This is a genomic window from Pseudomonas sp. JL2 (assembly GCF_031570495.1).
In the GTDB taxonomy this organism is placed as follows: Bacteria; Pseudomonadota; Gammaproteobacteria; order Pseudomonadales; family Pseudomonadaceae; genus Aquipseudomonas; species Aquipseudomonas rhizophila.
On record NZ_JAKUDH010000021.1, the window covers coordinates 98,869 to 112,142 of the forward strand.

The following is a 13,274-nucleotide window of genomic DNA, read 5'->3' on the forward strand; positions in this document are numbered from 1 at the left end:
CCTTACAGAGGTAGTGCAGCCTTACGGGAATGTTGGATGAAGGTGGCCGCGAGTTTCTACGTGGGTTTCTGCAGTCGAAGCAAGGCCTGCACCGGTTGCAGATACGGTGACCAGGGCCCGTGGATCCCACTCGGTCGAACGCCAGAGCCTGCTAGCCGCAAAGCTGGCATGGCATTATGATGGCTAGCTTTGCCGCCACCATTTGTTCTTGGGCGTTATACACGCGCCTTCAGGCCTACGTTGCTCTGAGATGTGTGCTCTACCAGGCCCGTCCGACCTCTCACGAAATCAAGTTTTGAGCTCGACTGCTGGTGCTCCGCTGCCCTACGTCCGGCGTGAAGAAAGCTGCGCCAGTCATACTCATCTACCTGCACGGCGTATGGCGCGAGCTACTGGCGACCTTTTCAAAAATGGGCTTCGCCACGTCCTTCAGTCATGCTATATGGTGCCATCCTGCCGGCAGGGTCGGCCTGGATAAGGCGGTAGCAAGGCCCATTACACAAGGATAGTTTTGGTCATGACCTACATTAACCTGCCCAGTAATCAGCAAGCTGCAATCAGCGACGTCGACGAGACGGTGCTTCGGGCAGCAGTGCGCAAGTGCCTGGATGAAGAGCGCATGGGGCCGATTCATGGCCTTGGGCTTAGTGATTGTGGCCCTTACGTGGGTGCCAAGCTTAATGCGTTTCAACAAGCGATCGCCGAGTACAGCAAGGCCAGGGCCCATGCCAAGCGCGAACGCACTCGGCAAGATGCGCTGTATGCCGGCAATGACCTCATTCACGCTTTGCAGCAGATGAAAGGGCGGCTCGAAACTGAGCGTAAAGAGGGTGAGTTGTTCTTTATTGATGATCAGATTAGGCCGCCTTTCCATCTCAGTAAGCGACTATCGGTGCAAGTGTCGTTTCGCTGGCGAGAGTCGCCGTCTGCGGACTGGAAGCACGGGCATCTGACATTCGTCTACGACTTCTCTCCTCAGCCCAGCTACACCTTGCCAGTGCCCAAGCGCAAACCCAGCGCCGCTCAGGTAGAGAGCGAACTTGAAGACAGTCGGTACCGAGAATGGGAGCGTTTGAAGGCCCAGGCGCTCTTTTCTATGAGAGAGTTCTTCCGCGATGGCGGCGATGGGGATGCTGTACCAGAAGTGTTCGCGGTGAGGCCTAGTCCCTACGGCGGTGGCTTGAATAACTTCAGCTGCAATTTCTGGCAGTCCGAAAGGCCGGCCCCATAAATTTGGCAAGCCATCAGATTCGAGCCGGTGGCTGATACAAACGATCGCCCGCCCGCCATGTCTGCGTGGGCGCCCCGCAGCGTCGTGAACCAAAGACCAACACGATGACGTCGAGCCTTTATTGACCCAGGGCCAAGTGTCGGTGGTGGCCGGGCGATGCCATTGGTCATTTCAGGAGTGGATGATGGAAAAGGAACAATCGGCTAGCAAGATCGCTGGCCCTAAGCCGCAAGACTTCCTGCGAGCGAGGCGTCCGGAACAGTTCTCAGATTCTGTGAAGTTACAAGAGTCGACCATCGACCGCTCCATGCTGGAGTACCATTTTGAGACTCTGAATAATCGAAGCCAAGAGCTTGAGTTCGAGATCTTCGTACGGAAACTGTGCGAACGGGAAATTTGTCCGAACCTGGTTGCTCAGACTGGCCCGACTGCGGGTGGAGACGGAAAAACCGATACCGAGACCTACCCTGTTTCCAGCCAGATCGCCTTTTTCTGGGGGCTAAACGAGACCCCGGAGTCCGAGCGATGGGCATTCGGTGTCAGCACCCAGAAAGATTGGAGGGCAAAATGCAGGAAGGACGTCGAGAGCGTCATGTCGACAGGGCGTGGCTACGTCCAGATCTTCTGTGTCACCAGCCGTTTCATCAAGAACAGCTCCAGAGCGGAGCTGCAAGACGAGCTTTCCAAAAAGTATGACGTCAAGGTCACTATCCTTGATCGAACCTGGCTGCTTGATAAAACGCTACAACCCAAGAATCAGCATCTTGCCATCGATTACTTAGGTCTCACAGGCAATATTGAGAGCAAGATTCAGATTGGCCCGTTCGATGCTGACAAGCAAATCCAGCTAACTGCGATCGAGCGCCAGATCGAGCAGATCGAAGACCCTGGTCATTTGACGCTCTCTCAGGTCGATCTCTACACCAAGCGCGCCATCATCTACAAAGAGCTGGAACGGGATGCGGTTGCCGTCGAGCATCAGTTCAATATCGCTGTGCGGACGGCGAAAAAGTTTGGTACCCAGAGGCAGCATTTCGATGCCCTTTACCAACTGACCTGGGCCGCGTACTGGTGGCTGGAAAATGCGGAACTCTTTGAGGAAACGTTTGAGAAAGCACTCGGCGTGGCTCAAGAGACCGAAAACGTGGAGGTGTGGGAGAAAGTCGTAACGTTGTTCAATTTGATGGTCACTAGTCATCGAGACGGTAAGTGCACGCTCGATGTGGACTCCCTAGAAACCACTATTAGAGAGAGATTGAACTCGATAGCCGCTAACGCGGATATGGTCAGCGGGGCATTGCAAGCCAAGACCTCTTTGGCGCTTCTAGATCTGCTGATTGCGGAAAATGAGGAGCAAGCCAACAACACCTTCCGGTCTTTGAGCGAAATCGCTGATAGTGCTCATAAGCTGATTGGCTACCCTATGGCTCGTTTCGTCAATTTGCTCGAAGCACTCGATGTGGCCTTCGGAGATCTCAAGGCCTACGAAGATCTCATGGATAAGCTCATTGATGATGCCGGTGCGCGGGAAAACAGCCGGATTAAGGCAGATAAGTACCTGAGGCGAGGAGCGCTGAGTAGCGATAAAAAGGACTACTACAGGGCGATCAAGTGCTTCGGATTATCCCTGTATGGGCTGTATAGCAGTGAAAGCAAGGCAGAAGTCTTCGCTGCCCTGTATATGTTGTCGCATGCATACGACAAGCAGGGCCTGCTTTGGGCTGCGCGAGGAGCAGCGTTGATGGCAGCCTACGTGGTAACCACTGACGCACTGAAGGAACAGCGAAGCAGTGCTAAGCAAGCTGCTATTTACCAACGACTCATGTGGATTGAAGGTCAGCTAGGTCGCGTGGGCCAGTCTTTGACCTGGTATCACTTAGCTCAACTGATCTCTCAAACGCTGGATGAAAGTCCGTGGACAGAAAATCAGAAAATGAATTATGAGGTTCTGATTGGTAAGCTATTTCTCAACGCCAATTTTACAGACGTTGAAAGAATCGCCTGGCTGCCGGACAAATTGAATCAACTGGATCTAGGGCTCAGTGCAGATGCGCTATTAGTTTGCTTAGGTCATGAAGATAAAGCGGGGCCTGAGGATGAGCCAATTGATCTTAACTTTATGAACATGTGGCGCAGTATTGATATGGGAGCCCCGGTGGCCCCACTCGACCTGTATCTGGATCGCTGGACGACCATAAGCTCATATATCCTCGGTTGTAAGGTGTCTGTGTCTTTTCCGGTGAAATCTCCATGCATTGAGTTAGCGCAGCAATTGCTGGCTGTACTGGAGAGCTTCTGCGCACCGATGATGGCAGACCATGCAGCGGCTACAGTGCCCGCCGTGAATATTGATGTCCTGCTGGAAGATGAGGACGACTTCATACTGCGGCACAGCTTCGACACCGCTGCGCAGGTAACCTCTGCAGAAATCCTCTGCTCGCCTTTCAGCATCGCCAATTTGACCGATGAACAACGAGGCACGATCCGGCAATTTTACAGTGAATTCTGCCTTCACTTTGTGTCCACCATCTGTCCTCAAATTGGCTGGTCGAAATTCGAAGAGATGCTTCGAGACGACAAAGCCCTGGAACGAGCAGTCGTCTTCAACTGCAATATTGGATTGGACAGCTATTTCATGGGGCGTGATGCCGTCCCTGGCATCGGGTCTCATCAGGAAGCTACCCTTGAATTGCACAAGCCAACACGGCGTGTGACTTGGTTTGAGCACCACAATATAGAGCCCATGGATTGGCGGCCTAAGTCTGATGTGCCTGAAGAGCGTCCAAAACATCCGTTTCAGTTTTCAACAATGAAGCATCGAGAGCTAAAAGTTGTTTCTCTCATCCAAGAGAGCCTGTGGAATCAAGCCGGCTGGAAGGGGCTGGGCTTTCAAACATGCGAAGGCGAAATTCCAGTGTTGATGTTCGGCTTCGAGAATGCCGCTGTTGGGCATAAGATATTCGAAAATATCGCGAAAACCATCGGGGATAAAGATCCCAATAATGCACTGCGCATCGCATTGATACGAGGCATTAGCAGGCAGAACCCAGCGCATTATCGCGTGGCCGTCACAAGTAATCTTGATCGTTCTGATGATGGGTCTTCGAGGATCCAAACGGCACTCTCTAGGCTTCATACTATGACCCCGAACTCTTCTGAGAATATTGAAAGATTTTTGAAAGATTACGAAGTGCACAAGAAGTGTCATATTGCTACGGTGAACACGAAAGGGAAGCTTGTTAGCCATCTAATAACTTCTGGCGTAATTGTCATTCATGCCTGGGAGATCGATGAAAACGACCAGGAGATTTCGGCAATTCAGCCTGAGGACGATATCTTTGTGCCGGCAGGCGTGGAAAACGCTCCAATCAGCCGTGCGCTGGCGAAGATTCGTTCATTTGAGACCCGGTAAAGGTTGGTCACACTTTGAGTGTGGGGCGGGGTGTCTTCTAGGGCGACGACGTATTTGGCTGCCCCTCCAATCTCTAATTGGGGCCTAGCCAAGCGTGAAACCAGCGCAGGTAAGACTAGGGGCGTTCAGCAGGAAGGGCTGCCCCGCTACCGAGATATCCTACGTCGATGGGTGCGGCAGCGACCTAGTCGAGCCACGTCTACCCGGCCAACCTAGCGCTGCAGAGACCTGGGCGACTACCATGCATTTTTGGAAGCTGCCAGGCCAAAAACCCTCACTAGGGATAGACACCCAACTCACACGTTGTGTACTATGAGGGTGTAGGCGCTTGGGCTTAATCGTCAGCAGGTTAAGAGCACCACTGAAGATCCAAGGGCAATGAAGTACGTGAAAAGGCCACCCCTAAAGGGTGGCCTTTTCCTTTCTCAGCTATCAAGAAAAGCCAAGGCTACCGCTGCGTCAGCGCTGACGCGTGAAGCTCCACTCTTTTGGCTTCAAACCACCGCCTGCAGTGCATTTCTCCCTGCCGCCCCATTCTCGGTTCAAGCACCCAGATTCGATCCTGGCGGTTGTTCTGTGTGCGGTTGTTCTGGGGGGGGCGGTGAGTAAGCAGGACGGCCACACGCCTGTGAGGCCTCAGTGAGTGGGATAGAAATTTCCAATCACTTTTTGCTGGTGCGAGATCTGGATTGGTTTGCCACCCTTGAGTACCAGTTTCATGCCCCAGGATTTGGTCATGCTGCTGAGCTTGACGTCCGAGTGGGTGTACCCGCGCTTGAAGCCGTCCAAGGCCTCCTGGGTCATCAGGTACAAGGTCTTTTGATGAAATTCTGACTGAACATGGTCACTGGCTCTGTCGCTCGAAAGCCAATGGAGCGTCTGGGTGATTCGGCGATAGAGCATGTTCAGTCTGGCCAGCACTTCGACCTCAGTAGTGGGCGCCGGATACTCGACATTGACCGTTACCCCCTTGGCTTCTTTCTTCTCTTCTTTGATGTCCGGGATTTTCCACAGCGGCTCGAAATGGGCGACCCGGTTGCGCAGCGACCTGACGGTCTCAAGGCGGGCGTAGACGGTGCCTACGTTCGTCTTGTTGTTCCAGTGACCAGCGTTACTCGCGTAGCGATGGTGAGGAAAGATCGTCGGGATGATCGTGTCCCAAGACAGGTTGAGATCCAGCAGTGGTGCCCAGAAGCCGAACGTCATATTCGCAATCACTTGATTGGGGCTGACCGGGTGGAGTTTCGGGGTGTAGGTGTGTCGCTTTTGAGCCTTGTTCCAGTACCTGTCGTGAGTGACGGCCTGCACCTTCTCCCAGCTTTTGCCGCTCAATCTCAATACTTCGTACCAATTGTTGGCATCAGCGCTGCCGATGATTCTGGAAGAATGCTGGGCCATCGCATACTGGCTAAGAGCGAGGTGGAAGCGATTTCTCAACGCTACTTCGACGATGCCTGTTAAGCGCATGAAATTCGTGGATAGAACCTCGTTCCAGCAATACAGGCCGTACAGTTCTGAGTCGGACGCCGGGATGAAAAAACGTCTGTAGGAGGACAGCCTGGCAGCTGAAATGGAATCCAGCGAGCTGAGTAGGTTGAACGGCGTCGGGTTGTACATGGTTGCTTCCACTGCGGTTTCAGCGCGAGCTTAGCCGGCGTGCATTGCGTTGAGCGCCGGTGGTTGGCCGATAGGATGACTTGGCTATGGGTTTAAATGGCGCTTCAATATCATATCATCGCTGGTGATGTGGGTTGGGCGGCTGTGAAACGGGGCCTCTCAAGTCGAGACCCTAAGCCCGGAGGACTCCATTAGTGCGACACACCATCGTCCGCTCACCGCGAATGCGCGGACGTCGCCTGCCTTGCGAATCGACCACCGTTAGGGTCTGAGGTCGGCCAGGGAGATCGGCCAGAGGCAAGCTGATCAAACCAGGAATGACCAGGCTCACGCCTGGCCTTGCGTCATCATCTCCACCCCTTGCCGGACAGGTATCACACACATGCGAGCCCTTGGTGATCGACGACTGGGCGCTTTTTTAGCGTGAGAAGCCTCAACTGTCTGTCTATAATCCGCGCATGTTGAATCCTACCGAAATCCGCCCAATCCTCAAGCAGTGGGTCGCGAAAGCGATGTCCCATGAAGAGAGTGACGTCTTCATCGAGGAGCTGTGCTTCATCGATAAGGCCAGACGCGCCGATCTCGTTCATGCCAACGGCAAGCTGACCGCTTTCGAAATCAAGTCCCATGCTGACACGTTGACTCGCTGGGAGGGCCAGCAGCAGGCCTATATGGCGTGCTTTGACGAAGTCTGGCTATGCTGCCATTCAAAGCACTTGGTGAAGGCTCTTGAGTCATGTCTGCCGCATGTTGGCGTACTCGTCGTCGATGACTATTCCGGCATGGCGATGATTCGAAAGGCGAAGCCCAACAAGCTCCAGGATAAATTCCACCTTACGGGATTTTTGTGGCGTAGTGAGTTGGATGCACTCGCTAACCAGCATGGGGTGCCAACGAAAAGTCGCGACCTCATAAAAGAAGTGCGCCGCCAGCTCAGCGACGCCCTTCCCATGAATGTGATCAGGTCACATGTATTGGTCAGCCTGAAACAACGTTATCGTTAGAGTAAGTCATCGGCGTCGAGGTCATCGAAGCCGTCAGTATCTACGATGGACTGGATCATGGCGCAGATATGCTGATTGATCCTGTATCCATTCCATGTTCCGTTGTTCCCGTAGCCGGTAGATGTGGCGACAATTCTGCTGTACTCACGAGTGGCCCAGCAGAAGTCGTCGCCGTGATAACCCGGTAAGCCTCTGATCTCTTGGGCGATTTCAATGTATCGCACAAATTCCTTATCCGAGCCTTTGCGTCGCTGCCACCATTCCGTTGGGGTGTAATAGCAGGCGAAAGGAAGTACAGGCATGCCTCGTATGTATTCCATTGAGGCGGTTGGGTTGGTGGCCGCATAATCCCCGTAGACGATATCTGACTCTATGCCGGTGGTGTCGACCCTTCCTTGCCATGCAACGTCGTAACAGGCGGAGGAACGGGAGGTATTTGAGGCTGGCTTATCGATAGGAAAGGAGGTGCTCATCAGAACCAGATTCCGTATCTGATAGCTGTTGAGTTGGCGCAGGGATACATTGAAATCCGACCCTGAGGCAGTATTGGCCGGAGTTGTGGCGCCGAAGTCCAAAATCACCGTCGCAGTGTCCGGGCTGTCAAGAGCATCCAGGATTGATAGCAATCTGTTCCACGAAGTCGCGGTGGGGTTTTCCGGACAGGTAACCCTGATGGCTATATGTGGGAAATCGCCCTGAAGAGCGAGAGCACTTTGGATGACTGCTCGTTGAGGGTCGTCATCAACCCAGGAGACCACCGGTATAACGTTCTGGTTGATGCCTGCCACATCGGAGAAGAAGCGCCGTTTGTTCTCAAACGCGCCATGAGGATTGTGCAGGTCATTGGTAGTAATGAATTCTTCACCAACGTCCTTCGTTATTCTTGAAGCGTCTAGGAAAAAAGGATGCTCAGTCCAACTCGCTAGGAATGTTTGAAGGTGTCTGTCGTCGTCACCTCGCATGTCCAACAGCGGAGCCACGACTTCCCGCCTGTGGTCTTCCAGATTTATCAGCGCCTTAACGTCATTCTGACCAACTCGTAAACAAGCCACGTACTGCATCTTGCACTCCTTGCATGGTGTGAAAACCGGTTTCGCCGTAATGCTGAAGGCATGGCGAGTCACAGGCCCCGGCAATCAGCGAGCGTCGACATACGGAACATGTCGGTTTTGCCCACTGCCACTGGCCGACGTCATGCTCCCAGTGAGACGGCAGGTCGAGATTGGTACGATAGCACTTGGCCACTCAATAGAAGCCTTAATGCGTTGTTTTTCGGATATGGGGTGCGCGTATGTCCGATTAGTCTGTGGGTTACTCATAATGGAGTTCACCAAACAGTCCGATCATGAGGTCACCATCCAGGATCTCAAAAGGGAGGGTGACATACTGGTCAGGGTGCCGGGGCAGCGCCTTACCATCGTGCGGTGCATTCTTCGTGTGCCCTTGAACCTTTTCTCCGTTCTCCTTGATATAGGGGAGCACGACGATGCGGCCATGGTTCTTGGATAGGATCGTGCCCTCGTGCCACAAAGTGTTCCCCTCTTCGCTGCTGGACTCGCCACCCGTGTTTTTCAGCACCCACCGTGGCACCCCGTCGTCCTCATACCAGAACACGAAGCCGCCACAGACCAGTACCCTCTGGCCGCGCATCCTCGCCTCTGCGAGCATTTGCTTGACGCTTGCTAATTGCAGCAGCTGGTTCGCTCGGGGGAGTAAAAGTGCGCGTATCTGCGCTTTGGTTCTTCCCCAGTGGTCGGCTCCCGAAAGACCAAACCCTTTGGCTGTCACTTCGCGCAGACAGATCTGCGAGCGTTTGGGAGGCAGGGCTCCGATCTGCTCCCATGTCTGATCATCGACACGGCGAAGGCACGTGTTGAATCTCGGCAAGGCAACTATTTCTAGATAAGGCGCACGCTTAAGTTCCTCGTGGAGCGGTTGCCGCAAGCTCTCCATCGTATTGTGCAATTTCAGCTCTTGCGCGGAGAGCCGGGGCAGATGGGCGTTCCGCTTGATTGCCTCGCGCTCCATGAGCTCCTCTTCTCCCTGGATGCGGCGCGCCGCCGTCAGTGCTTTCTCGACTTTCAGGGTGGTTGAGTTTTGAAGCACAGGATCCGGTACCGCCTGAGCCACCAGTTCATTGGTGCGGCTGTTGAATTCGTCTGCAGCTTCCATGGCCTCCTCGTAGGAGGTGAAAACAGCCGCCCTCGCATGGCCACTGCCGTTATCGTAGAAGTAACGCTTCCAGGACAGTTGGGACTCGGGAAAAAGCTTGAGTGCCCGCAGTTGCCACGTCCATCCGATCCCGAATTGTCGGAATGGAAGCACGGCCAGGGTGGGCCTTGAGTGGTATGGCATCTGATCTAGGCGCATCAATTCTCCCTGCTGTTTGCGTCATAGCGGCTGCGGAAGTGCTGAAGTTGTTCCTAGGGCGATTGATTCCCCCGACACCATGGATAGCACATTGCCAGAATGAGTCAATTTCTTGGCTACAGGCCACGTATTTCGGGCCTTCAGGAGAAAGGGGGCTGCGGGCGGGACTTTAAAAAACTGATGGTTTATCCAGTGTCGGGGGTTGCACAGGTAATGTGCAAACGCTATAATGCACATATACAAAGTTGCTTGGAAGGCATTACAAGTCAGCGTAATGTGCGGTAAAGGTGGGGGGTGAAGCTATTGGGCACACCGTTCAACCTCACCGAAGGCGCCGCGCTGCTGAGCCTGATCGGTCGCCTGACCGGCTACACGCCACGCTGGTTCACCTATTTCATCGGCGACGCCCACGTCTACGAAAACCACCTGGACATGCTCAACGAACAGCTCAAGCGCGAGCCGTTCCCGATGCCCAAACTGGTGATTTCCGAGCGCGTGCCGGAGTTCGCCAAGACCGGTGTGTACCAGCCTGAGTGGCTGGAGCTAGTAGAGCCGAGCGACTTCTCCCTCGAGGGCTACCAGCACCACGCGCCGATGACGGCGCCGATGGCGGTCTAAGCCACACCACCTCTCCCCCTGTGGGAGCGAGCTTGCTCGCGATGAGGCCATTACATTCAACATAGATGTTGACTGTTAAGCCGCTATCGCGAGCAAGCTCGCTCCCACACAGAGCTCAGTGTGTTGGAGATTGACGGCAAGGACTCAATGCCCATGACTCCTGCCCACATGTGAATGCTCCACCTCCGGCGCCACCGCGCCACTCACTTCCAGGCGCTGCAAAATCCCGCATTGATCCAGGTCCGGCCCTTCGCCACAACGATGGCGCAGGTCGATCAGTTGTGTCTGCAAGGCCAGCAGACCGTCGATGCGCGCCTTGACGTGGTGGATGTGTTCGTCGATCAGCGCGTTGACGTTTTCGCACTGATCCTGAGGGCTGTCGCGCAGGGCCAGGAGGCTGCGGATTTCTTCCAGGGTCATGTCCAGGGTGCGGCAGTTGCGGATGAACGTCAGCCGCTCGGCATGAGCCTGGGTGTAGACCCGATAATTACCATCGCTGCGGGCCGGCTCCGGCAACAAGCCTTCGCGCTCGTAGTAGCGAATGGTTTCGACCTGGCAGTCGGTGATTTTTGCCAGTTCGCCGATCTTCATGGCGTTACCTCCAAAACAGGTGCTTGACCCTATAGTGGCTACAGGGTCTTTACTGTGCAACAGGCACTTTTCACGGACGTAACCCGATGAGCGATTCCATTCATACCCACAAGCCCGATCACGGCCATGACCACGGGCATTCCTGCTGCTCAGCCAAAGCGGCACCGTCGGTGGTCAAGCTCGGCAAGGCCCCGACGGACGGCGCTCGGCTGAGCAGTTTTCGCATCCAGGCCATGGACTGCCCCACCGAACAGACGCTGATCCAGAACAAGCTCGGCAAACTTGCAGGCGTGCAACAACTGGAATTCAACCTGATCAATCGCGTGCTGGGCGTCACTCACGACTTGCCCAACGACTCGCCGATCATTGATGCGATCCAGTCCCTGGGCATGCAGGCCGAGCCGTTGGCCCCGGGCCAGGAAAAAGAAACCAGCGAATTGCCCGCCCCGGCCAAGCCCTGGTGGCCGCTGGCGCTGTCGGGTGTCACCGCACTGGGTGCCGAGGTGATCCACTTCACCAGCGCCGCGCCGGAGTGGGTGGTCGCGCTAATGGCGTTGGTGTCGATCCTCAGCGGCGGTCTCGGTACCTACAAGAAGGGCTGGATCGCTCTGAAAAACCGCAACCTGAACATCAACGCACTGATGAGCATCGCGGTGACCGGTGCGGTGCTGATCGGCCAATGGCCGGAAGCGGCGATGGTGATGTTCTTGTTCACGGTGGCTGAATTGATCGAGGCCAAGTCCCTGGACCGGGCACGCAACGCCATCAGCGGCCTGATGCAGATGGCCCCGGAACAGGCCACCGTGCAACAGGCCGATGGCACCTGGCAGGTGCAAGCGGTCAAGGCCATCAACCTCGGTGCACGGGTGCGGGTTCGTCCAGGCGAACGGGTGGGTCTGGACGGGGACATCGTCGCCGGTCGCTCTACCATCGACCAGGCGCCCATTACCGGCGAGAGCCTGCCGGTGGAAAAAACCGTGGGCGACAAGGTTTTCGCCGGCACCATCAACCAGGCCGGCGAACTGGAGTACACCGTGACCGCCGCAGCCGACCACTCCACCCTGGCGCGAATCATCCACGCCGTGGAACAGGCCCAGGGCTCCCGCGCCCCGACCCAGCGCTTCGTCGATCAGTTCTCGAAAATCTACACCCCGGCGGTGTTCGCCCTGGCGTTGGCAGTGGCGGTGATCCCGCCGCTGTTCATGGGGGCGACCTGGTTCGACTGGATCTACCGGGCGCTGGTGTTACTGGTGGTGGCCTGCCCGTGTGCGCTGGTGATTTCCACCCCGGTGACTATTGTCAGCGGCCTCGCCGCAGCGGCGCGCAAAGGCATTCTGATCAAGGGCGGCGTGTATCTGGAGGGCGGCCACAAGCTCGACTATCTGGCCCTGGACAAGACCGGTACGATCACCCATGGCAAGCCGGTGCAGACCGACTACGTTCCACTCGACCCGACAGTGGAAGCGACGGCACCCGCTTTGGCCGCCAGTCTTGCCGCCCGTTCCGACCATCCGGTCTCCCACGCAATCGCCAACGCAGCTGTGGATAAACAGCTGGCGCCGCACGCTGTGGATAACTTTGCAGCGCTGCCGGGACGCGGGGTGCGCGGCGATATCAACGGCCAGACCTATCATTTGGGCAATCACCGTCTGGTGGAAGACCTGGGCCTGTGCTCTGCCGAGCTGGAAGAGAAGCTCTTCGCCCTGGAAAAACAAGGCAAGTCCGTGGTGCTGTTGCTCGACCACTCAGGCCCCTTGGCGCTGTTTGCCGTCGCCGACACGGTGAAGGACTCCAGCCGCGAAGCCATCCAGCAACTGCATGAGCTGGGTATCAAGACCCTGATGCTCACCGGCGACAACGCTCATACCGCCGAGGCGATTGCCGCACAGGTGGGCATGGATCAGGCCCGAGGCGATCTGTTGCCAGGCGACAAACTGCAAGCCATCGAGGACCTGTATGCCTTGGGTCACCGGGTCGGCATGGTGGGCGACGGCATCAACGACGCCCCTGCCCTGGCGCGCTCGGAAATCGGCTTCGCCATGGCGGCGGCGGGCACCGACACCGCCATTGAGACCGCCGATGTCGCCCTGATGGACGATGACTTGCGCAAGATCCCGGCGTTCATCCGCCTGTCGCGGCAGACTTCGAGCATCCTGAAACAGAACATCGCTTTGGCGCTGGTCATCAAGGCGATCTTTCTGGGATTCACCTTTGCCGGGGTTGCCACCATGTGGATGGCGGTGTTTGCCGACATGGGGGTGAGTTTGCTGGTGGTGTTCAATGGGTTGCGGTTGTTGCGTAAATAGAGGTGATGAGGCACCCGCATCGCGAGCAGGCTCGCTCCCACAGTAGATCTCAGCGGCCACACGTGGTGTACAACCGAGATCCAATGTGGGAGCGAGCCTGAACTGGTCAAGTAATTCTGGACACC

General features: G+C 55.8%; 8 protein-coding genes and 1 pseudogene. 5 read left to right on the forward strand and 4 right to left on the reverse strand.

The features are described from left to right. Positions 1 to 517: 517 nt before the first annotated feature. Positions 518 to 1,231 (forward strand): hypothetical protein, encoded by a 714-nt coding sequence (locus MKS85_RS22880; RefSeq protein ID WP_020189849.1) that lies wholly within the window; start codon positions 518 to 520, stop codon positions 1,229 to 1,231. A gap of 184 nt (positions 1,232 to 1,415) precedes the next feature. Further along, on the forward strand, positions 1,416 to 4,643 hold the full coding sequence (locus MKS85_RS22885) for a hypothetical protein (RefSeq protein ID WP_020189850.1): 3,228 nt from the start codon (positions 1,416 to 1,418) through the stop codon (positions 4,641 to 4,643). Positions 4,644 to 5,279: 636 nt separating this feature from the next. Here MKS85_RS22885 and MKS85_RS22890 read toward each other — a convergent pair. After that, entirely contained in the window at positions 5,280 to 6,260 is a 981-nt protein-coding gene (locus tag MKS85_RS22890) for an Abi family protein (RefSeq protein ID WP_020189851.1), read from the reverse strand. Between the two features lie 458 nt (positions 6,261 to 6,718). Between MKS85_RS22890 and MKS85_RS22895 the strand changes: the two genes are divergently transcribed. Further along, a complete protein-coding gene (locus MKS85_RS22895; RefSeq protein ID WP_020189852.1) occupies positions 6,719 to 7,264 on the forward strand; it encodes a sce7726 family protein in 546 nt (181 codons plus the stop codon). On the opposite strand, the gene MKS85_RS22900 is transcribed toward MKS85_RS22895, so the two are convergent. Continuing rightward, complete coding sequence (locus MKS85_RS22900; protein ID WP_020189853.1) at positions 7,261 to 8,325, reverse strand: beta family protein; 1,065 nt, start codon at positions 8,323 to 8,325, stop codon at positions 7,261 to 7,263. The genes MKS85_RS22895 and MKS85_RS22900 overlap by 4 nt on opposite strands. Before the next feature lie 250 nt (positions 8,326 to 8,575). Further along, on the reverse strand, positions 8,576 to 9,634 hold the full coding sequence (locus MKS85_RS22905; RefSeq protein WP_020189854.1) for a hypothetical protein: 1,059 nt from the start codon (positions 9,632 to 9,634) through the stop codon (positions 8,576 to 8,578). A 303-nt stretch (positions 9,635 to 9,937) separates the two neighbouring features. On the opposite strand from MKS85_RS22905, the pseudogene MKS85_RS22910 reads away from it, so the two are divergent. Beyond that, positions 9,938 to 10,252: pseudogene (locus MKS85_RS22910) on the forward strand (thymidylate synthase); the annotation flags it as partial. Between the two features lie 144 nt (positions 10,253 to 10,396). On the opposite strand, the gene cadR reads toward MKS85_RS22910, so the two are convergent. After that, positions 10,397 to 10,843, reverse strand: a complete 447-nt coding sequence (cadR, locus tag MKS85_RS22915) for a Cd(II)/Pb(II)-responsive transcriptional regulator (protein ID WP_076383258.1) — start codon at positions 10,841 to 10,843, stop codon at positions 10,397 to 10,399. 86 nt (positions 10,844 to 10,929) lie between these two features. Between cadR and MKS85_RS22920 the strand changes: the two genes are divergently transcribed. Next, positions 10,930 to 13,149 (forward strand): heavy metal translocating P-type ATPase, encoded by a 2,220-nt coding sequence (locus tag MKS85_RS22920; protein WP_188251750.1) that lies wholly within the window; start codon positions 10,930 to 10,932, stop codon positions 13,147 to 13,149. Positions 13,150 to 13,274 lie beyond the last annotated feature (125 nt).

Bases quoted from the DNA above. Each gene is read 5' to 3' on its own strand.
- MKS85_RS22890 (WP_020189851.1), bottom strand. From the start codon at position 6,260: ATGTACAACCCGACGCCGTTCAACCTACTCAGCTCGCTGGATTCCATT.
- MKS85_RS22920 (WP_188251750.1), top strand. From the start codon at position 10,930: ATGAGCGATTCCATTCATACCCACAAGCCCGATCACGGCCATGACCAC.
- MKS85_RS22905 (WP_020189854.1), bottom strand. From the start codon at position 9,634: ATGCGCCTAGATCAGATGCCATACCACTCAAGGCCCACCCTGGCCGTG.
- MKS85_RS22880 (WP_020189849.1), top strand. From the start codon at position 518: ATGACCTACATTAACCTGCCCAGTAATCAGCAAGCTGCAATCAGCGAC.
- MKS85_RS22900 (WP_020189853.1), bottom strand. From the start codon at position 8,325: ATGCAGTACGTGGCTTGTTTACGAGTTGGTCAGAATGACGTTAAGGCG.
- MKS85_RS22885 (WP_020189850.1), top strand. From the start codon at position 1,416: ATGGAAAAGGAACAATCGGCTAGCAAGATCGCTGGCCCTAAGCCGCAA.
- cadR (WP_076383258.1), bottom strand. From the start codon at position 10,843: ATGAAGATCGGCGAACTGGCAAAAATCACCGACTGCCAGGTCGAAACC.
- MKS85_RS22895 (WP_020189852.1), top strand. From the start codon at position 6,719: ATGTTGAATCCTACCGAAATCCGCCCAATCCTCAAGCAGTGGGTCGCG.